Origin of the sequence: Streptomyces sp. SudanB5_2050, assembly GCF_964272335.1 — a bacterium.
GTDB lineage: Bacteria > Actinomycetota > Actinomycetes > Streptomycetales > Streptomycetaceae > Streptomyces > Streptomyces rochei.
In genome coordinates this window covers 2,642,320-2,662,546 of the sequence record NZ_OZ186760.1, presented here as the reverse complement: position 1 = coordinate 2,662,546, position 20,227 = coordinate 2,642,320, and the positions used below count along the sequence as shown (strand labels likewise).

The window sequence follows — 20,227 nt, the reverse complement described above, 5'->3', positions numbered from 1 at the left end:
GAGAATGAACGGCATGAGTCTGTTCCGCGACGACGGCATCGTGCTGCGCACCCAGAAGCTGGGTGAGGCGGACCGGATCATCACGCTGCTCACGCGCGGTCACGGACGCGTACGCGCCGTGGCGCGCGGGGTGCGGCGGACCAAGTCGAAGTTCGGGGCGCGGCTGGAGCCGTTCTCGCACGTGGACGTGCAGTTCTTCTCGAAGGGCAGCGAGCTGGTCGGGCGCGGCCTGCCGCTGTGCACGCAGAGCGAGACCATCGCGCCGTACGGCGGCGGGATCGTGACCGACTACGCGCGCTACACCGCCGGGACGGCCATGCTGGAGACGGCCGAGCGGTTCACCGACCACGAGGGCGAGCCGGCGGTGCAGCAGTACCTGCTGCTGGTCGGCGGGCTGCGCACCCTGGCGCGGGGCGAGCACGCGCCGAATCTCGTCCTCGACGCGTTCCTGCTGCGCTCGCTGGCCGTGAACGGGTACGCGCCGACCTTCGGGGACTGCGCCAAGTGCGGCCTGCCCGGTCCGAACCGGTTCTTCTCGGTCGGATCGGGCGGTTCCGTCTGCGTCGACTGCCGGGTGCCCGGCAGCGTCGTACCCTCGCCGCAGGCCCTGGAACTGCTCGGCGCGCTGCTTGCGGGAGACTGGGGCACGGCGGACGCGGCCGAGCCGCGGTACGTCCGGGAGGGGAGCGGACTGGTCTCCGCCTACCTGCACTGGCACCTGGAGCGGGGACTGCGCTCCCTGCGGTACGTCGAGAAGTAGGAGAGAACCGATATGGCCGTACGCGGGATCCTGGGGCGGCAGCGCCGGGAGTACAGGACGCCGGAGCCGCACCCGTCCGGCGCGCGGCCTCCGAAACTCGGCGAGCTGGTGCCCGAGCACGTGGCGATCGTCATGGACGGCAACGGGCGCTGGGCCAAGGAGCGCGGCCTGCCCCGCACCGAGGGGCACAAGGTCGGCGCCGAGCGGGTGCTGGACGTGCTCCAGGGCGGCATCGAGATGGGTGTGAAGAACATCTCCCTGTACGCCTTCTCCACCGAGAACTGGAAGCGGTCGCCGGACGAGGTGCGCTTCCTGATGAACTTCAACCGCGACTTCATCCGCAAGACCCGCGACCAGCTCGACGAGCTGGGCATCCGGGTGCGCTGGGTGGGGCGGATGCCGAAGCTGTGGAAGTCGGTCGCCAAGGAGCTCCAGGTCGCGCAGGAGCAGACCAAGGACAACGACCTGCTCACCCTGTACTTCTGCATGAACTACGGCGGGCGCGCCGAGATCGCCGACGCGGCGCAGGCGCTGGCGGAGGACGTGCGGGCCGGGCGGCTCGACCCGTCGAAGGTGAACGAGAAGACGCTCGCCAAGTACCTGTACTACCCGGACATGCCGGACGTGGACCTGTTCCTGCGGCCGAGCGGTGAGCAGCGCACGTCGAACTACCTGCTGTGGCAGAGCGCCTACGCCGAGATGGTCTTCCAGGACGTGCTGTGGCCCGACTTCGACCGGCGCGACCTGTGGCGGGCCTGTCTGGAGTTCGCCTCCCGCGACCGGCGGTTCGGCGGGGCCATCCCGAACGAGGAACTGCTCGCCATGGAGGGCCGGCAGGCGTAACCGCGTCCGGCGCGGCGCCCCGGTGCGTCCGGGGCGGCCCGGCCGGCGGGGAGCCTCGCGGCACCGGGGACGGTGCCGGGCTCCCTGCTAGGCCCCCTGGTCCGCGGCCGCCGTCGCGCAGTCCGCGCAGGTGCCGAAGATCTCCACGGTGTGCGCCACGTTGACGTAGCCGTGCTCGGCGGCGATGGCCTCCGCCCACTTCTCCACCGCCGGGCCCTCGACCTCGACGGCCTTGCCGCAGGTGCGGCAGACCAGATGGTGGTGATGGTCGTCGGTGGAGCAGCGCCGGTAGACGGACTCGCCCTCGGCGGTGCGCAGGACGTCGACCTCACCGGCGTCGGCGAGGGACTGCAGGGTGCGATAGACCGTGGTGAGCCCGACCGAGTCGCCCTTGTGCTTGAGCATGTCGTGCAGTTCCTGCGCGCTGCGGAACTCCTCGACCTCCTGCAGCGCCGCCGACACGGCGGCCCGCTGCCGGGTGGCGCGGCCCTTCACGGGCGGTCCAGCGGTCGTCACCGGATTCCTCCTCACGTCTGCGGCTTGCCGGGGCCATTGTGCCAGCCCGGCCCGCCGGCAGTCAGACGCCGACCTCGTCGGTGGCACCCCGGGTGGCCGGAATCTTGCACTCCGCCGGATCCGCGGCGGGCTGCGCCGCGGTGGCGGCCCGCGCGCGTCGCCGGGCCAGCGGCACTGCCAGCACGGTCAGCAGGACGAAGGCGCCGATGGTGAGCAGCACGATCGTCGCGCCGGGCGGCACGTCCTGGTAGTACGACGTGACCGTGCCGCTGATCGTCACGGTGACGCCGATGGCGACGGCGACGGCGAAGGTGGCGGCGAAGGAGCGGGTGAGCTGCTGGGCGGCGGCCACCGGGACCACCATCAGCGCCGACACCAGCAGCAGCCCGACGACGCGCATCGCGACCGTCACGGTCACGGCGGCGGTGACGGCGGTGAGCAGGTTCAGCGCGCGCACCGGCAGGCCGGTGACCCGGGCGAACTCCTCGTCCTGGCTGACCGCGAACAGCTGGCGGCGCAGACCGAGGGTGACCAGGACCACGAAGGCGGCCAGCAGGCAGATCGCGGTCACGTCGGACTCGCTCACCGTCGACAGGGAGCCGAAGAGGTACGAAGTGAGGTTGGCGTTGGAGCCCGTCGGCGCGAGGTTGATGAACATCACGCCGCCGGCCATGCCGCCGTAGAAGAGCATGGCGAGGGCGATGTCGCCGCGGGTCTTGCCGTACCAGCGGATCAGCTCCATGAGGACCGCGCCGAGGACGGAGACCAGGGTCGCCATCCACACCGGGGACCAGGTGAGCAGGAAGCCGAGGCCGACGCCGGTCATCGCCACGTGCCCGATGCCGTCGCCCATGAGGGCCTGGCGGCGCTGGACCAGGTAGATGCCGACGGCGGGGGCGGTGATGCCGACCAGGACGGCCGCCAGCAGCGCCCGCTGCATGAAGGCGTAGTTCAGGATTTCCATCAGCTCAGCAGTCCCGTGCGGATCGGTTCGGCGCCCGCCGGTGCGTGCGGGTGTACGTGGTCGTGGCCGGGCAGCGCGTGCTGGCCGACCGCCTTCGGGGGCGGGCCGTCGTGCAGGACGCAGCCGTCGCGCAGGACGACCGCCCGGTCGATCAGGGGCTCCAGGGGGCCCAGCTCGTGCAGGACGAGGAGGACGGTGGTGCCGGCCGCGACCTGCTCGCGCAGGGTGTCGGCGAGGACCTCCTGGCTGGCCAGGTCGACGCCCGCCATCGGCTCGTCCATGATCAGCAGCTCGGGTTCGGGGGCGAGCGCGCGGGCGATCAGCACCCGCTGGTGCTGGCCTCCGGAGAGGGCGTCGACGGAGTCCTTGGCGCGGTCCGCCATGCCGACCAGGTCGAGGGCGCGGCGGACCGCCTCGCGGTCGGCCTTGCGCAGCACGCCGAAGCGCGCCCGGGAGAGCCGGCCGGAGGAGACCACCTCGGTCACCGTGGCGGGCACGCCGCCCGCGGCCGTGGTGCGCTGCGGGACGTAGCCCACCCGCGACCAGTCGCGGAAGCGGCGCCGCGGGGTGCCGAACAGCTCGACCTCGCCGGCCGTGACCGGCACCTGGCCGATGACCGTGCGCACGGCCGTGGACTTGCCCGAGCCGTTGGCGCCGAGCAGCGCCACGACCTCGCCGCGGCCCACGGCGAGGTCGATGCCGCGCAGGACGGGGCGTGAGCCCAGCTCGGCGCGGACGCCGCGCAGGGAGATGACAGGCTCGTCGCTCACGATGCCCTCCGTAACGATCGAAACGCTCACTTGGCGCCGAGGGCGGCCTCGAGCGCCTTGAGGTTGGACTCCATGACCGCGATGTAGTCGTCGCCCTTCGACTTCTCGGTGATGCCCTCCAGCGGGTCGAGGACGTCGGTCTTCAGGCCCGCGTCCTTGGCGAGGGTCTTCGCGGTCTTGTCGGACACCAGTGTCTCGTAGAAGACGGTGGTGACGCCGTCGGCCTTGGCCTCGTCCTGCAGCTCCTTGATCCGGGCGGGGCTGGGCTCGCTCTCCGGGTCGAGGCCGTTGATGGCCTCCTGGGTCAGTCCGTAGCGCTCGGCGAGGTAGCCGAAGGCGGCGTGGTTGGTGAAGAAGACCTTGGTGTCGGTGTTCGCCAGGCCGTCCTCGAACGCCGTGTTCAGGTCGGCCAGCTTCTTCGTCAGCGCGTCGGCGTTCTTGCGGTAGTCGGCCGCGTTGTCCGGGTCGGCCTTCTCGAAGGCCGACGCGACGCCCTCGGCGATCTCGGCGTACTTCACCGGGTCCAGCCAGACGTGCGGGTCGAGGGCGTGCTCCTCCTCCTCCTCGGAGTGCGCCTCGCCCGAGTGCGCCTCCTCGGAGTGCTCCTCGGCGGCGTGCTCCTCGCCCCCGTGGTCGTGGCCGTGGTCGTGCTCGACGTTCCCGTGGTCCTCGAGCTTGGTCAGCGTGGCCGCGTCGATCTTGGTCTTGACGTCGGACTGGCCGACGGCCTCGTCCACGGCCGGCTGGAGGGACTTCAGGTAGAGCACCGCGTCCGCCTCGCCCATCTGCGCGGTCTGCTTGGCGCTCAGCTCCAGGTCGTGCGGCTCCTGGCCGGGCTCGGTGAGCGTGGTGACGTTCACGTGGTCGCCGCCGATCTGCTCGGCGAGGTACTGCATCGGGTAGAACGACGCGACGACGTCGAACTTGTCCGTGTTGCCCGCCGCGGCGCTGTCGCCGGAGCAGGCCGAGAGGGTCCCGAGGCCGAGGGCGGCGGCCGCGGTGACTGCTATGCCGGATATGTTGCGTCGTCGTACGTTCATGGCATTCATTTTCAACAAATATGGAAACCGTTGTCAACTAACGGTCGGTGTCCGTGGAGATCGTCGAAGGGGGCCCCGATTTGGCCGAGGGGCGGGCCGCGCCGGTAACCTGAAGCATTCTCTGGAAGCATCTCGCTTCGTCGCCCGTCGTCGTAATGAAGAGAGCACCGTGGCCGCCGACAAGATCGACACCATCGTCAGCCTGAGCAAGCGCCGTGGCTTCGTATTCCCGTGCAGTGAGATCTACGGCGGTCAGCGTGCCGCCTGGGACTACGGCCCGCTGGGTGTCGAGCTCAAGGAGAACCTCAAGCGCCAGTGGTGGCGCTACATGGTCACCTCGCGCGAGGACGTCGTCGGTCTCGACTCGTCCGTGATCCTCGCCCCCGAGGTGTGGGTGGCCTCCGGTCACGTCGCCACCTTCACGGACCCGCTGACCGAGTGCACCTCCTGCCACAAGCGGTTCCGCGCGGACCACCTGGAGGAGGCGTACGAGGAGAAGAAGGGCAAGGCCCCGGAGAACGGCCTCGCCGACCTCAACTGCCCCAACTGCGGCAACAAGGGCACCTTCACCGAGCCCAAGCAGTTCTCGGGTCTGCTCTCCACCCACCTCGGCCCCACCCAGGACAGCGGCTCCGTCGCCTACCTGCGGCCCGAGACCGCGCAGGGCATCTTCACCAACTTCGCCCAGGTGCAGACCACCTCGCGCCGCAAGCCGCCGTTCGGCATCGCCCAGATGGGCAAGTCCTTCCGCAACGAGATCACGCCCGGCAACTTCATCTTCCGCACCCGCGAGTTCGAGCAGATGGAGATGGAGTTCTTCGTCAAGCCGGGCGAGGACGAGAAGTGGCAGGAGTACTGGATGGAGCAGCGCTGGAACTGGTACACCGGCCTGGGCATGCGTGAAGAGAACATGCGCTGGTACGAGCACCCGAAGGAGAAGCTCTCCCACTACTCCAAGCGCACCGCCGACATCGAGTACCGCTTCCAGTTCGGCGGCAGCGAGTGGGGCGAGCTGGAGGGTGTCGCCAACCGCACCGACTACGACCTCGGCGCGCACTCCAAGGCCTCCGGCCAGGACCTCTCCTACTTCGACCAGGAGGCCGGCGAGCGCTGGACGCCGTACGTCATCGAGCCGGCGGCCGGTGTCGGGCGCGCGATGCTCGCCTTCCTGCTCGACGCGTACATCGAGGACGAGGCGCCGAACGCCAAGGGCAAGCTGGAGAAGCGCACGGTGCTGCGGCTCGACCCGCGTCTGGCGCCGGTGAAGGTCGCGGTGCTGCCGCTGTCCCGCAACCCGGAGCTGTCGCCGAAGGCGAAGGGGCTGGCGCAGGCGCTGCGGCAGCACTGGAACATCGAGTTCGACGACGCCGGTGCGATCGGGCGCCGGTACCGTCGCCAGGACGAGATCGGCACGCCGTTCTGCGTGACGGTGGACTTCGACACGCTGGACGACAACGCGGTGACCGTGCGCGAGCGGGACACCATGAAGCAGGAGCGGGTGTCGCTGGACCAGATCGAGGGGTACCTCGCCTCTCGGCTCGTGGGCTGCTGAACGTCCGCTCCGGCTGACGTACGGGGGGCTCCGCCCCCTGACCCCGCCGTCACAGGCCGCCCGTGATCGGCCCCCGGCGGAGGAACCCGAGTGGTCCTCCGCCGGGGGCCGTCGTGTTGTCAGGGTGGGGGCCTGGGCGGCGGGATCGTGCCGCACGCCGGTGCCGCCGCGTCAGCGGCGCTGGAGGGCCTTGACGTTGTCGCCGAAGGTCCAGTTCTTCGAGCCGTCCCAGTTGAGGGACCAGGTCATCAGGCCCTTGAGGGCGCCGTTGTAGTGGTTCCACGCCTGGGCGACCTGGGACGGCGTCATGTGGCCGCCGCCCGCGCCGGGCTGGGCGGGCAGGCCCGGGACCTGCTTGTCGTAGGGGACGCGGATCGTGGTGCCCTGGACGACCAGGCCCTTGTCCAGGCAGTCGGTCTGGGCGGTGAAGCCCTGGACCGTGCCGGCGGAGTAGGAGTCACCGGAACAGCCGTACATGCTGCCGTTGTAGTACTGCATGTTCAGCCACCACAGGCGGCCGTTGTCGGCGTACTTCTTGATGATCGGCAGGTAGGCGCCCCAGATCGAGCCGTAGACCACGCTGCCGCCGGTGACGTAGGCGGTCTCCGGGGCCATGGTGAGGCCGAAGTTCGACGGCATGCGGGCCAGGACGCCGTCGATGATGCGGATCAGGTTGGCCTGGGAGGCGGAGAGCTGACCGATGTTCCCGCTGCCCGTGAGGCCGGTCTCGATGTCGATGTCGATGCCGTCGAAGTTGTACTTCTTCAGGATCGGGACGATCGTCTCGACGAAGCGGTCGGCGACGGCGGTCGAGTTCAGGTTCATGCCGGCCGCCGCGCCGCCGATGGAGAGCAGGATCGTCTGTCCGGACGCCTTGGCCGCGCACATCTCCGCGGGCGTCGCCACCTTCACGTCCCGGTCCATGCCGTCCTCCCACAGGGCCGTTCCGTCGGGGAGGATCACCGGGAAGGCCGCGTTCAGCACGTTGTAGCCGTGGGCGCCGATGCGCGAGTCGGTGATCGGGGTCCAGCCGAAGGGCGGGTGGACGCCGTTGGCGGCGCCGTCCCAGTTCTCCCAGTAGCCCTGGAGCACCTTTCCGGCGGGCTTCGACTTCACGGCGCAGGTGTCGGCGGCGGGTGCGGGGGCGGACGCCGTGGGGGCCGGGGCGGCGGTCGCCGTGGCGACGCCGAGGGGGGCCAGGACGGCGGCGGCGAGGGCGGTGGCGAGCAGGCGGATCTTGCGGCGGATCATGCCGGTCCTCCCGGTGGGGTCGGTGAGGTGTCATGGGGCGTGCGGGCGTGCGGGCGTGCGGGCGTACGTGTGTGGTGCGGCGTGGCTCGGCGAGGCGGGTGTCGTAGACATGACACTGATCTGGTCCAGACCTTTCGTCAAGAGGTCTGGACCAGAAACCGGTGCGGTGGGTCAGGCGACCGTCCGCGGCAGACGCAGGCTCAGCAGACCCGTCGACGCCACCGCCACCAGCTGGACCAGCAGGGTCGTCACCAGGGCGTCGCGCATGCCCAGGCTCGTGGACAGGGAGAGGAACAGCGTGCCCAGGGTGGCCACGCCCAGGGCGAGGGACGACTGCTGCGTGGTGATCATGACCCCGCTGCCGACGCCCGCGCGAGCGGCCGGGACCTCGGAGAGGACGACCCGGAAGACCACCGGCAGTTGGAGCGCCTGGCCGGCGCCCGCCAGCGCCGCGCCCGGAAGCAGTTCGACCATGCCGAGGTCCGGCCAGGAACGCCAGGCGGCCAGGGTCATCAGGGCCAGACCCAGGCCCTGGAGGACCGCGCCGGCCGGCACCACGCGTGTGCCGTACCGGGACACCAGCCGGGGTCCGGCGACCGAGAAGAGGAAGAACACCACCGCGAGCGGCGCCAGGGCCAGGCCCGCGTCCACCGGGCCCAGGCCGGCGCCCTGCTGCAGGGCCACCGCGACGACGAACATGAACCCGCTGAAGCCGATCGAGAACGGCACGATCAGCAGCAGTCCGCGCCGCAGCGAGACGATCGCGAACAGACTCGGCGGCACCAGCGGCGTCCGGCCCGTCCGGTCGGCCCTGCGCTCCACCGCGTAGAACGCCGCCGCCGCGAACGGGAACGCGGCCAGCGACAGCCACGTCCACAGCGGCCAGCCGGCGGCCCGGCCCTCGGTCAGGGGAACGAGGAGGGTGAGGAGGGAGGCGGCGAGCAGGACCGTGCCGGGGACGTCCACCGGCTCGGGGCGCGGTGAGCGGGTGTCGGGGACCGCGCGGGCGCCGAGGATCAGGCCGAGGACGACGACCGGCACGTTCACCAGGAAGACGGAACGCCAGCCGGTGCCCGCCACGTCCGCCGCCACGAGCAGACCGCCGAGGATCTGGCCGGCCACCATCGACAGGCCCGCCGTCGCTCCGTACAGGCCCATGGCCTTCGCGCGCCGCGGACCGGAGGTCGTCGCCTGGATGGTGGCCAGCACCTGCGGCAGCATCGCGGCGGCCGACGCGCCCTGCGCCACGCGCGCCAGCACCAGCGACCACGCGTCCGGGGCCAGCCCGCACGCCAGCGAGGTCAGCCCGAAGGCCGCCATGCCGCCCAGGAACAGGCGCCGGCGGCCGAACAGGTCGCCGAGCCGGCCGCCGAGGACCAGCAGGACGGCGTACGCCACCCCGTAGCCGGCGACGACGAGTTCCAGGACCGCCTCGCCCGCGGACAGCTCCGCGCCGATGGTGGGCAGGGCGACGTTGACGATGAAGAAGTCGATCAGGGGGAGCGCCGCGGCCAGCAGCACCGTGAAGAGTCCGAGGCCGCCGAGCACGGGCGGCGCCGAGGGGGACGGACGAACGGGACGTGAGGTGATGGTTTCGGTCACGTGGTCGAGCCTGCGGCGACGGACAGGGGGGTACCAGAGTCTCCTTGTCCTGGTAGCAGGAGCACCTGGCAACAGGCTCCGGGGCGCGGCACGCTGGAGGCATGACGACGACGGCTCAGGAGAAGGTCGCGCAGGCCGCGCCCCGGGACACCGGCTCGGAGATCAGGAGGCACGAACTCGCCGCCTTCCTGCGCAGCCGCCGCGAGCGCATCGCTCCCGAGCAGGTCGGGCTGCCCCGCGGACGTCGACGCCGCACACCGGGCCTCCGGCGCGAGGAGGTCGCCCAGCTCTCCTCGGTCGGCGTCACCTGGTACACCTGGCTGGAGCAGGCCCGGGACATCCAGGTCTCCGTGCAGGTCCTCGACGCCCTCGCCCGGGCCCTGCTGCTCGACCCCACCGAGCGTGCCCACCTCTTCCGGTTGGCCGGGGCCGTCGACCCGACGCCCGCCCAGGACTGCCCGGCCGTCACCCCGGCGCTGCGGGCCCTTCTGGAGCAGGTCGAGCCGTACCCCGCCTGTGTGCAGAACAGCCGGTACGACATCCTCGCCCACAACCGCACCTACGGGTTGCTGCTCTGCGACCTGGAGCGGGTGCCGCCCGAGGACCGCAACTGCCTGGTCCTCAGCTTCACCCACGACGAGTGGCGCTCCTCGATCGTCCACCTGGAGGAGGCCCAGCGGGTGATGGCCGCCCGGTTCCGCGCGTCGATGGCGGGGCATCTCGGCGAGCCCGTGTGGAAGATGCTGCTCAAGAGGTTGCGTGCCCAGTCGGCCGAGTTCCGCGAGGTCTGGGACCGGCACGAGGTGGTCGCGCACCGCGGCAAGCGCAAGGAGTTCCTCAACCGGTACGTCGGGCGGGTGCGCGTCGACCACACCGACCTGTGGCTCGGTCCCGGGGCGGGGCCCCGGATGGTGACCTACGTGCCGTGCGACGAGGAGTCCCGGCAGCGGCTGGAGCACCTGCACGCCCTCGCTGTGGAGCGGGCGTCGACTTCGCCGGGATGAGCCTTCGAAGTGCGGGAACCCGGAAATGTGCGGAAGGTGATGTTCCAGGGTTTCGACAGCACGCACAGGGCGAGGACGGACAGTCATGGCTGAGCAGAAGTCGGCGCAGACGCTCCCGCGGCCGTTGCACGCGGCAGCCTCCGCGCTGCGGAAGGTGCCGGGCGCCGGGACGGTCGGGAAGGCCGCAGAGGGCGCCCTGGACAGGATCGGAGCGGTGTCGCCGCGCGGACGGCGCGCGGTCGTCTACACCGGGGCCGGCGTGCTGGGCATCGCCGGACTGGTGGAGTGGCCGGTGGCGCTCACCGCGGGCGCGGTGGCGTGGCTGACCCGGCCGCGCCCGCAGGAGTCGCCGGGAGCGGACGCCGCCCGGGTGCTCCAGGACGGGGCGGGGGCCTCCGGCGGGAGCGGGGACGGGGGCGAGAGCAAGGAGAAGGCCGGAGAGGCCGGGGCGGAGAAGGCCCCCGCGCGGCGGAGTACCGCCACGAAGACCTCCGGCACGCAGGCCGCCGCCCGCAAGAGCCCGGCCGCGAAGTCCGGGACGGCCGGCAAGAGCGCGGCGAAGTCGGCCACGGCGAAGAAGAGCACGGCGAAGACGACCGCGGCGAACAAGAGCACGGCGAAGACGACCACGGCGAAGACGACCGCGGCGAAGAAGAGCACCGCCAAGAAGAGCACGGCCGCCAAGAGCACCGCCGGCCGACGGCCGGCCAAGAAGAGCGCCTCGGCCACCAGCCCCGCCAAGAAGGCCGCCAAGAAGACGACGGCCGGGGCGTCCAAGGCCAAGGCGTCCACCGGTGCCTCGGGCGGCCGGAGCCGGAAGTCGAGCACGTCCACACGGAAGGCGGGCTGAGAGACAACGATGGTCGGTGTAGGGCTTCTGACGCGTTCCCAGGACGCCGTCACCGGGTTCGTGCTGGCCGGCCCCCGGCTGCTGGCCCGCGGCACCGCCCCCGCGGTGGGTGCCGCGGCCGGCGCCGTGGCGGGCACCGCGCGGGCCGGTGTGCGCGGCGCGGACTTCGCGGCGCGGGCGGCACGGGTCGCCCGCGCCGCGCTGCCGGGCGGTGACACCCGGGACTGGCGGGCCGGGAACCGGGCGCACCTCGCGCTGCGGCCGGCCGCGACGGAGAAGGTGCGCCGGGCGGGCGGCACCGCACGAGTGGCGCGGCGGGTCGCGGCGGCCCTGGCGGAGCACCCGGACGTGGCGCTCGCCTACTGGGACACCGGCCTGGCCCGCCTGGTGGTGACCGCCACCGAGGACGCGCTCACCGACCGGGTGGTGGACCGCGCCACCGAGTTGGCCGAACGGCACGGACTGACCCGGGCGGCCCCGTCCGACTCCGACTCGGACTCCGACCCCGGTGACGCGGTGGAGGAGCTGGCCCACCCCGGCGACCCGGTCTCCGTGCGCGTCGCCGCGACCGCCCTCGGCGCCGACGCACTGGGCATCGCCGCCGCCATGACCGGCGCCCGCCTGCGCCTGCCGCCCACGCCCCGCCTGGTGACGGCCGTGGCGACCCTGCTGCGCGAGAACCCGACCTTCCGCGCCTGGCTGCGCGAACGGCTCGGCGCCCACGGCATGGACGTGGCCCTGGCCGCCGCCAACGCCGCCGTCCACGGCGCCGGGCAGAGCCCCACCTCGCTGTGGCTGGACGGGGCGTTGCGCACCTGCCAGCTGACCGAGGCGGTGACCCGGACGGCGGCCTTCGAGGTCGTGCACGACGGGCTCTGCCTCCCGGACCGCGTCAGCCTGCCCGCCGACCCGGCCCTGCGCCCGCCGCTGCGGAGCACCCCCGCCCAGGACTACGCGGCCCACGCCTCGACCGGCAGCGTGGCGGGCGCGGTGGCGACGCTGCTGGTCAAGCACGACGTCGCCGAGGCCGCCGAGGCGGTGCTCGCCGGGTCGCCCAAGGCCGCCCGCTACGGGCCCGCCGCCTTCCACGCCGTCCTGAGCGCCGCGCTCTCCCGCTCCGGTGTGCTGGTGCGCGACCCCGAGCGGCTGCGGCAGCTGGAGATGGCCGCCACGGTCGTCCTGCACCCCAGCGCGCTGCGGGCGCCCGAGGCGGGCGCGGACCCGTGGACCGAGGACGTGCTGGACGCCGCGCGCCGCGCGGGACTGCGGGTGGTGATGGTGGAGGACCCGGCGCTGGCCGACTTCACCGGCCTCGCGGACCAAGTGGTCAGCGGGAAACGGCCGTTGCGGGAGGTCGTGGACGAACTGCGGGCCGACGGCGGCGTCATCACCGTCGTACGGCCCCGGCCCGGCGACGACGGCTCGGTGCTGGCCGGACTGCTCGGCGGGGACGTGGCCGTCGCGCTGGCCGACGGGGACGCCCCGGTGGCCTGGGGCGCGGACGTGCTCGCGCCGGGAGGACTCGCCGACGTGTGGCGGCTGCTGCGGGCGGTGCCGGCCGCCCGCGGGGTCGGACGCCGGTCGCAGACGCTGGCCCGGTCCGGGGCCGCGCTCTCGGGACTGCTGGTGGCGGTCGGCGAGGCGCGCGACAAGGGCAAGAAGGGGGGAGGGGGCCAAGGTTCGGCGCTGCCCGGGCTGCGGCACGCGCCCGTCGACGTGAGCGCGGCGGCGGCCCTGTTCTCCGGTACGCGCGCCGCGCTGGGCGTGGCGATGGCCCGCGCCCCGCACCCCCGGGCGCGGGTGCCGTGGCACACGCTGGACCCCACGGGCGTACGGGAACGCCTGGCGCGCGAGAAGGAGCCGGAGCCGTCCCTCGGCGAACAGCTGACGGCGCGGATGAAGGCGGCGGCCGACCGGGCGGGCCGGGTGCCCGTGCTCGCGCCGGTGAAGTGGACGTGGCAGCTGGGGCAGGCGGTGCGGGGCGAGCTGGACGATCCGCTCACCCCGGTGCTGGCCGTCGGCTCGGCGGCCGAGGCGATCCTCGGCTCCGTCATGGACGCGCTGCTCGTGGTCGGCGCCCTCGACCTGAACGCGCTGGTCGGCGGCTTCCAGCGGCTGCGGGCCGAACGGGCGCTGTCCGGGCTGCTGGCCCAGCAGAAGCAGAAGGCGCGGGTCGCGGAGGAGGAGACGCACGACCCGGCCGCCGAGCCGCGCGTCGTGGACGCCGCGAAACTCCACCCGGGCCACATCGTCGACCTCAAGGCGGACGACGTGGTGCCCGCCGACGCCCGGCTGCTGTGGGAGGACGGCCTGGAGGTCGACGAGTCCGCGCTCACCGGCGAGTCGCTGCCGGTGGACAAGAACGTGGACCCGGTGACGAACGCGCCCGTGGCGGAGCGGCACTGCATGGTCTTCGAGGGCACGACCGTGGTGGCCGGGCGCGCCCAGGCCGTGGTCGTGGACACCGGCGAGCACACCGAGGCCGCGCGGGCGGTCTCGCTGGCCGCCCGTACGCCCTCGGCGGCCGGCGTGCAGGCCAGGCTCCAGGAGCTGACCCGCAAGGCGCTGCCGCTCACCCTCGCCGGCGGGGCCGCGGTGACCGGTCTCTCACTGCTGCGCGGGACGCCGATCCGGCAGGCCGTCGCCGGCGGGGTGTCGGTGGCGGTGGCCGCCGTGCCCGAGGGGCTGCCGCTGGTGGCGACCGTGGCGCAGCTCGCGGCGGCCCGCAGGCTCAGCCGCCACGGCGTCCTGGTGCGCACCCCGCGCACCCTGGAGGCGCTGGGCCGCATGGACACGATCTGCTTCGACAAGACCGGCACGCTCACCGAGAACAAGCTGCGGCTGACCCGGGTCGCGGGCGCCGACGGCACGGTCCGCAAGGCGGGCGACCCGGACGCCGCCGACGCCGTACGGATCGCCGCGCGGGCCTGCCCCCGCCTCAACGGCGACGGCGCCCGCCCCACCCACGCCACCGACGAGGCGGTGCTGGACGCCGCCGGTCCCGACCCGGAGTGGACGCAGGAGGAGGGCCTGCCCTTCGAGACCTCGCGCGGTTACGCCGCCGCCGTCGGCCGCGACGGTGACGGGGCGCCGGTGCTGGTGGTCAAGGGCGCCCCGGAGACCGTGCTGCCCGCCTGCGCGGACCTGCCCCCGCACGCCACCGAGGTGGCACACGGGCTGGCCCGCGACGGGCTGCGCATCATCGCGGTGGCCAGCCGTCCCCTGCGCGCGGGGGAGAAGGCGGCCGACGTCCTCGAACAGGAGCCGGAGAAGCTGGAGTTCACGGGGATGCTCGGGCTGTCCGACGTGCCGCGCGAGACCTCCCCGGCGCTGGTGCGCGGGCTGCGCGAGGCGGGCGTACGGCCCGTGGTGCTGACCGGCGACCACCCGCAGACCGCCCACGCCATCGCCGTCGACCTGGGCTGGCCCGAGGACGCGGTCGTGGTCACCGGTGACGAGATCGCCGCCGCGGACCGCACGGCACGCTCCCGGATGCTGCGGGACGCGGACGTCGTCGCCCGGGTGGCGCCCGAGCAGAAGCTCCAGGTCGTCGAGTCGCTGCGGGACGCCGGGCGGGTCGTCGGCATGGTCGGCGACGGGGCCAACGACGCCGCCGCGATCCGCGCCGCCGACATCGGCGTCGGCATCAGCGCCCGCGGCTCGGCCGCCGCCCGCAACGCCGCGGACCTCGTCGTCACCGGAGACGACCTGCTGGTCCTGGTGGAGGCGGTGCGGGAAGGCCGCGCCCTGTGGCACAGCGTCGCCGACGCCATCGCCATCCTGATCGGCGGCAACGCCGGCGAGGTCGGCTTCGGCATCCTCGGCACGGTGCTGGGCGGTGCCGCCCCGCTGTCCACCCGGCAGATGCTGCTGGTCAACCTCTTCACGGACCTGTTCCCCGCGATGGCGGTGGCGGTGACGGAGACCGGCGACGCCGAGCAGGAGGAGGACGACGCGGGGGCCCCGCTGGGGACGGCCGTACTGGGCGAGCCGCTGATCCGGCAGATCCGGCACCGGGCGATGACCACGGCGCTGGGCGCGACCGCGGCCTGGCTGTTCGGCCGCTTCACCCCGGGCACGGGGCGTCGCTCGACGACGATGGCGCTGTGCGCGGTGGTCGGCACCCAGCTCGCCCAGACCCTCGCCGACCGGCGCGGCAGCCGGCTGGTCCAGGTCACGTCGCTGGGGTCCGCCGCGGCCCTGGTCGCCCTGGTGCAGACCCCGGGCGCCAGTCAGCTCTTCGGCTGCACGCCGCTCGGCCCCCTCGCCTGGGCGGGCGTCGCGGCGGCGATCGTCCTGGCGCTGGCGGGGCAGCGGGCGCTGCCGGCGGTGGAGGAGGCGGTCGTGAAGTACTGGCCGACGGTGGCGGAACGGCTGCCGGGGGTCGCGCGGGGCGCCTTCGCCTGAGCGTGGGCTCGGGGCTGGGCGCGCAGTTCCCCGCGCCCCTTCGGAGGCGCTTCGCCGGGGCGGCCGGAGGCGTGGGGGCTGCTCACGCGGCCGACCGGGCCGCCGGGCGTGCCTCGGGGCTCTCCAGGCGCTCGGCGTTGCGCCGGGCCGTGCGGCGGGCCCAGCGGCCGGTGGTGAGGACGCCCAGCACCAGGACCGCGAGACCGCAGGCGGTGAGGATCCACCAGCCGGGCCGGGCGGCGGAGACGAAGGAGTCGCGGTACGAGGAGGCGCCCACGCCCGCCGCCAGCACCGCGCCGACCACCGCCACGCCCAGCGTCTGACCCAGCTGGCGGCTGGTGGAGGCGACGGCGGCGGCCACCCCGGCCTGCGCGCGGGGCATGCCGGAGACGGCGGTGTTGGTGATGGGGGCGTTGACGAAGCCGAAGCCGACGCCGAAGAGGACGTAGCCGAGGAAGCGGGTGAGGTTCGAGGTCTCCGCCTCGAAGGCGGCGAACAGGACCCCGCTCACCGTCAGCGCGCCGCCCGCGACCAGCAGCGGCAGCCGTGGTCCCCGGCTGCCGACCAGCCGCCCGGCGAGCGGGGCGCACAGGAAGGTCGGCACGGCCATCGGCAGCATCCACAGCCCCGCGTGCAGGGCGCTGAGCCCGCGCACGTTCTGGAGGTAGAGCGTGGACAGGAACAGGAAGCCGCCCAGGGCCGCGAACGCGCTGACGGCGATGACGGTGGCGCCGCTGAACGGAGCCGAGCGGAAGAAGCGCAGATCGATGAGGGGTTCGGCACGGCGGGGTTCGTAGAACAGGAGGCCGAGCAGCGCGGCTAGCGCCGTCGCGGCGAAGGGCAGCACCGCCCCGAGCCCGGCGTTCGGCGCCTCGATGATCGCGTACGTCAGGGAGCCGAACAGCACGATCACCATGAGCTGGCCCAGCGGGTCGGGGCGGCGGGCCTTCGGCGCGCGGGACTCGGGGACGAAGCGGAGGGTGAGGAGCAGGGCCGCGAGGCCCACCGGCAGGTTGACCCAGAAGATCGAGCGCCAGCCGACCGACTCCACGAGCAGACCGCCCACCAGCGGGCCGGCGGCCATGGAGATGCCGACCACCGCGCCCCAGACACCGATCGCGCGGGCGCGCTCGCGCGGGTCGGTGAAGGTGTTGGTGATGATCGACATGGCGACCGGGTTGAGCATGGAGCCGCCCACCGCCTGGATCATCCGGAAGGCGACCAGGGACGACAGGTCCGGTGCCAGTGAGCAGAGCAGCGAGCCGAGGGTGAAGACCACCAGGCCGGTCATGAAGACCCGCTTGCGGCCGATCCGGTCGGCCGTGGAGCCGGCCAGCATCAGCAGCGCGGCCAGCACCAGCGTGTAGGCGTCGATCGCCCACTGGAGGCCCGACGTGCTCGCGTGCAGGTCGCGCTGCACGGCCGGCAGGGCGACGTTGAGGATCGTGTTGTCGATGCTCACGATCAACAGGCTCATACAGCAGATCGCGAGCACCAGCATGCGGCGGCGGTGACTCGGCTCGGGCATGCCGTCCATCGTAGCCGATTTCGATAGTGTGGCTAACTAATGAATTTTGCCAAGTCATTGCACTGCACAATGGAGACATGCCCACGCCCCTGCAGATCGGTCCGCACACCGTCCAGCCGCCCGTCGTCCTCGCCCCCATGGCCGGGATCACCAACGCTCCCTTCCGCACCCTGTGCAGGGAGTTCAGCGGTGGCAAGGGCCTGTTCGTGAGCGAGATGATCACGACCCGGGCGCTGGTCGAGCGCAACGAGAAGACCATGCAGCTGATCCACTTCGACGCGACCGAGAAGCCGCGCTCGATCCAGCTGTACGGCGTCGACCCGGTGACCGTCGGCAAGGCCGTCCGCATGATCGCGGAGGAGGACCTGGCCGACCACATCGACCTCAACTTCGGCTGCCCGGTGCCCAAGGTGACCCGCAAGGGCGGCGGCTCCGCCCTCCCGTACAAGCGGAACCTGCTGCGCGCCATCGTCCGCGAGGCCGTCACCGGCGCCGGTGACCTGCCCGTCACGATGAAGATGCGCAAGGGCATCGACGACGATCACCTCACCTACCTCGACGCCGGCCGGATCGCCGTCGAGGAGGGTGTGAGCGCCATCGCCCTGCACGGCCGCACCACCGCCCAGCACTACGGCGGCACCGCCGACTGGGACGCCATCGCCCGCCTCAAGGAGCACGTCCCGGAGATCCCCGTGCTCGGCAACGGCGACATCTGGTCCGCCGAGGACGCGCTGCGGATGGTGCGGGAGACCGGCTGCGACGGTGTCGTGGTCGGGCGCGGGTGCCTGGGGCGGCCGTGGCTCTTCGCCGATCTCGTCGCCGCCTTCGAGGGACGTACCGACGCGTACGTACGGCTCACCCTGCGCGAGGTCGCCGACGTGATGGTGCGGCACGCCACCCTGCTCGGCGAGTGGATCGGCGACGAGGCGCGCGGTGTAGTCGACTTCCGCAAGCACGTCGCCTGGTACCTCAAGGGCTTCGCGGTCGGCTCCGAGATGCGCAAGCGGCTCGCGATCACCTCCTCCCTGGAGGCACTGCGTGCCGGGCTGGACGAGCTGGACCTCGACCAGCCCTGGCCCGCCGGCGCCGACGGCCCCCGCGGCCGTACCTCCGGCAACAACCGCGTGGTGCTGCCGGACGGCTGGCTGAAGGACCCCTACGACTGCGCGGGCGTCGGCGAGGACGCGGAGCTGGACACCTCCGGGGGCTGATCAGCCACCGGTGGGGTGCGGGGTGGAGCCGTAGGCCGTCAGGAAGCGGTCGCGGAAGGAGCTCATCTTCCACACCGGGGCGTCCGGCGCGGGCTGGAGCCCCTCCGTCCAGTTCCAGTCGTCGACGGCGTCGAGCACCTTCGGGTCCCTGGCGACGATCGAGACGGGCACGTCCCGGCTCGCCCGGTCGCCGCTGACCCGGGCGAGCGGCTGGTGGTCGCCGAGGAAGACCAGGACGGTGTCGTCGGTGCCGTAGCGCTCCAGCCACTGGGTGAGGCTGGTGACGGAGTACTCGACCGACTTGCCGTACTCCTCCTTCGACCGGGTGGAGTCGGCGATGACGTCGGCCGCCTCCACGCCCGACGCCTCGATCCCCTCGTACACCGAACCGTCGCCGATCTCGTCCCAGTCGACCATCCGCGGGATCGGCGCCCAGGGCTGGTGGCTGGAGGTCAGGATCACCTCCGCCATCAGCGGCCTGTCCCGCTCCCTGCCGTGCTCCAGACGCTGGAACGCCTCCAGCGCGTACTGGTCCGGCATGGTCGACCAGCTGAACTTCGGCCCCCGGTAGCCGACGTCGAAGGCGTCGTAGACCTTGTCCAGCCCGTACCACTCGGCCTCCGGCCACGCCTTCTGGACGCCCGGCATGACGCCGACGGTGTCCCAGGCGCCGGTCTTCTCGAACGCCTTGGTCAGGGTGAGGTGGTCGCCGGCGGTGACGGTGCGGTAGCGCTGCTGGTTGTCCACCCACAGGCCCGACATGAAGGTGGAGTGGCCGAGCCAGCTGCTGCCGCCGAAGGTGGCGGAGGTCAGCCAGCCGCTGCGGGCCCGGAAGCCCGCCGCCTCCAGCGCCCGCGTGCCCGTGTCGAGGGCGCGGCCGACGCCGGGCGCCGTCACCGGGTCCTCGACGGCGCTGCGGCCGTAGCTCTCGATGAAGGTGAAGATCACGTCCTTGCCCCGCAGGTCCGGCAGCAGCTGGGCGCCGGGCGTGGCCCCGAACCGGTCCGATCCGGCCTCCTTCGCGAACGCCGCCTCGTCCCGCAGCGTGTCCACCACCCGGTGCGCCTGCCCCTGGAGGAGGGCGGACGCGTTCGTCGTGGCGATCGGCGTCCCGAAGGTCTGCACGCCGAGCGCCACGCAGGTCATCCACACGGTGGCCGCCGTCAGGGCGCCCCGCGTCGCCCGCTCCCGGTGGGCGACCAGCAGCTCGCCCAGCCGCACCGCCGCCAGCGCCGTCACCACCAGCAGGGCGAGGGCCAGCCCGACCGCGCCCACGGCGGCCCAGGTCGCCGCCGCGCCGCCCATCGAGTCCGCCACGTAGGACTGGGCGTCGTCCAGCAGGCCCCAGTCCAGGACCACGTTGAAGCCCCGCCCCAGGTACTCGGTGAAGCCCATGTCGAGCAGGTTCAGCACGGTCAGCGCCCCGAGGACGGTGCCGAAGAGGGCAGACGCGGCCAGCCGCGCGGCGCGGGGCAGGCGGAGCAGCAGGACCGCGCCGACGACGGCTTCCGCCGGGATGCGCGCGAACCGGTTGGGTTCGAGGGCGGCGGAGGTGTTCGGCAGCAGCAGCGCGCCGAGCACCAGCGCGGCGGCGAGGACGTTGGTGGCGCGGCGGACGACGAGGGCGGTGCGCGGGTGCCGGGTCCGCCAGGCGCGCCAGTGGGCCAGGCGGGCCCCGAGGGCCTCGGGCGCGGCGGGGGCGGGGGTGTCCGGTGCGGGGGCGTCGGCGCGCTGCGGTGGCCGGCGGAAAGGCGTGCTGACAGGCACCCGGAGGTCCTTCCGTGCGAAACCCGGTGGTCGGCGGACCCGGCGAGGGGGCCGGGTCCGCCGCACCCTGTCGTACGTCCGCCGCGGACGGTCCGTTCACCGGTCCGCATGGTGAAATCCGGCGGCCTGTGGCAGCGTGATTCTCGCCACCTCTGATAGAGG

15 protein-coding genes are annotated in these 20,227 nt (G+C 73.0%); 7 read left to right on the top strand and 8 right to left on the bottom strand.

The features are described 5' to 3' along the window. Nucleotides 1–13: 13 nt before the first annotated feature. Nucleotides 14–760, top strand: coding sequence for a DNA repair protein RecO (recO, locus tag ACFZP7_RS11885; RefSeq protein ID WP_029393541.1), 747 nt, complete (start codon nt 14–16; stop codon nt 758–760). A 12-nt stretch (nt 761–772) separates the two neighbouring features. Next, nucleotides 773–1,603 carry an isoprenyl transferase gene (locus tag ACFZP7_RS11880; protein ID WP_019326381.1) on the top strand — a complete coding sequence of 277 codons (831 nt, stop codon included), beginning with the start codon at nt 773–775 and terminating at the stop codon, nt 1,601–1,603. An 87-nt stretch (nt 1,604–1,690) separates the two neighbouring features. Here the strand turns inward: ACFZP7_RS11880 and ACFZP7_RS11875 are convergent, their stop codons facing one another. From ACFZP7_RS11875 to ACFZP7_RS11860, 4 genes are all read right to left on the bottom strand, one after another. After that, nucleotides 1,691–2,119 carry a Fur family transcriptional regulator gene (locus ACFZP7_RS11875; protein WP_029393540.1) on the bottom strand — a complete coding sequence of 143 codons (429 nt, stop codon included), beginning with the start codon at nt 2,117–2,119 and terminating at the stop codon, nt 1,691–1,693. Nucleotides 2,120–2,180: 61 nt separating this feature from the next. After that, nucleotides 2,181–3,083, bottom strand: a complete 903-nt coding sequence (locus ACFZP7_RS11870; protein WP_019326379.1) for a metal ABC transporter permease — start codon at nt 3,081–3,083, stop codon at nt 2,181–2,183. After that, entirely contained in the window at nt 3,083–3,853 is a 771-nt protein-coding gene (locus tag ACFZP7_RS11865) for a metal ABC transporter ATP-binding protein (protein ID WP_019326378.1), read from the bottom strand. Before ACFZP7_RS11865 ends, ACFZP7_RS11870 begins: the two co-directional genes overlap by 1 nt. Before the next feature lie 26 nt (nt 3,854–3,879). After that, entirely contained in the window at nt 3,880–4,893 is a 1,014-nt protein-coding gene (locus tag ACFZP7_RS11860) for a zinc ABC transporter substrate-binding protein (protein WP_385634379.1), read from the bottom strand. A gap of 169 nt (nt 4,894–5,062) precedes the next feature. Here ACFZP7_RS11860 and ACFZP7_RS11855 point away from each other — a divergent pair, with 169 nt between their 5' ends. Then, nucleotides 5,063–6,445, top strand: a complete 1,383-nt coding sequence (locus ACFZP7_RS11855) for a glycine--tRNA ligase (protein ID WP_019326376.1) — start codon at nt 5,063–5,065, stop codon at nt 6,443–6,445. A 171-nt stretch (nt 6,446–6,616) separates the two neighbouring features. On the opposite strand, the gene ACFZP7_RS11850 is transcribed toward ACFZP7_RS11855, so the two are convergent. Then, a complete protein-coding gene (locus ACFZP7_RS11850; protein ID WP_019326374.1) occupies nt 6,617–7,696 on the bottom strand; it encodes a chitinase in 1,080 nt (359 codons plus the stop codon). Between the two features lie 171 nt (nt 7,697–7,867). Beyond that, the gene (locus ACFZP7_RS11845) at nt 7,868–9,298 is read right to left on the bottom strand and encodes an MFS transporter (protein ID WP_385634378.1); all 1,431 of its coding nucleotides are present in this window, start codon (nt 9,296–9,298) and stop codon (nt 7,868–7,870) included. Between the two features lie 101 nt (nt 9,299–9,399). Between ACFZP7_RS11845 and ACFZP7_RS11840 the strand changes: the two genes are divergently transcribed. The 3 genes from ACFZP7_RS11840 (at nt 9,400) to ACFZP7_RS11830 (ending at nt 15,559) form a co-directional block, all read left to right on the top strand. Beyond that, nucleotides 9,400–10,302 carry a helix-turn-helix domain-containing protein gene (locus ACFZP7_RS11840; RefSeq protein WP_030972457.1) on the top strand — a complete coding sequence of 301 codons (903 nt, stop codon included), beginning with the start codon at nt 9,400–9,402 and terminating at the stop codon, nt 10,300–10,302. A gap of 85 nt (nt 10,303–10,387) precedes the next feature. Continuing rightward, the gene (locus ACFZP7_RS11835; RefSeq protein WP_385634377.1) at nt 10,388–11,152 is read left to right on the top strand and encodes a hypothetical protein; all 765 of its coding nucleotides are present in this window, start codon (nt 10,388–10,390) and stop codon (nt 11,150–11,152) included. A gap of 9 nt (nt 11,153–11,161) precedes the next feature. Further along, nucleotides 11,162–15,559: a cation-translocating P-type ATPase gene (locus ACFZP7_RS11830; RefSeq protein WP_355270357.1), complete on the top strand. Its 4,398-nt coding sequence runs from the start codon at nt 11,162–11,164 to the stop codon at nt 15,557–15,559. 82 nt (nt 15,560–15,641) lie between these two features. On the opposite strand, the gene ACFZP7_RS11825 is transcribed toward ACFZP7_RS11830, so the two are convergent. Continuing rightward, on the bottom strand, nt 15,642–17,087 hold the full coding sequence (locus tag ACFZP7_RS11825) for an MFS transporter (RefSeq protein WP_385634376.1): 1,446 nt from the start codon (nt 17,085–17,087) through the stop codon (nt 15,642–15,644). Between the two features lie 77 nt (nt 17,088–17,164). Between ACFZP7_RS11825 and dusB the strand changes: the two genes are divergently transcribed. Then, nucleotides 17,165–18,298 (top strand): tRNA dihydrouridine synthase DusB, encoded by a 1,134-nt coding sequence (gene dusB / locus ACFZP7_RS11820; protein ID WP_385634375.1) that lies wholly within the window; start codon nt 17,165–17,167, stop codon nt 18,296–18,298. On the opposite strand, the gene ACFZP7_RS11815 is transcribed toward dusB, so the two are convergent. Beyond that, nucleotides 18,299–20,065 carry a CDP-alcohol phosphatidyltransferase gene (locus ACFZP7_RS11815; RefSeq protein ID WP_385634374.1) on the bottom strand — a complete coding sequence of 589 codons (1,767 nt, stop codon included), beginning with the start codon at nt 20,063–20,065 and terminating at the stop codon, nt 18,299–18,301. It abuts the gene before it with no gap. Between the last annotated feature and the right edge of the window lie 162 nt (nt 20,066–20,227).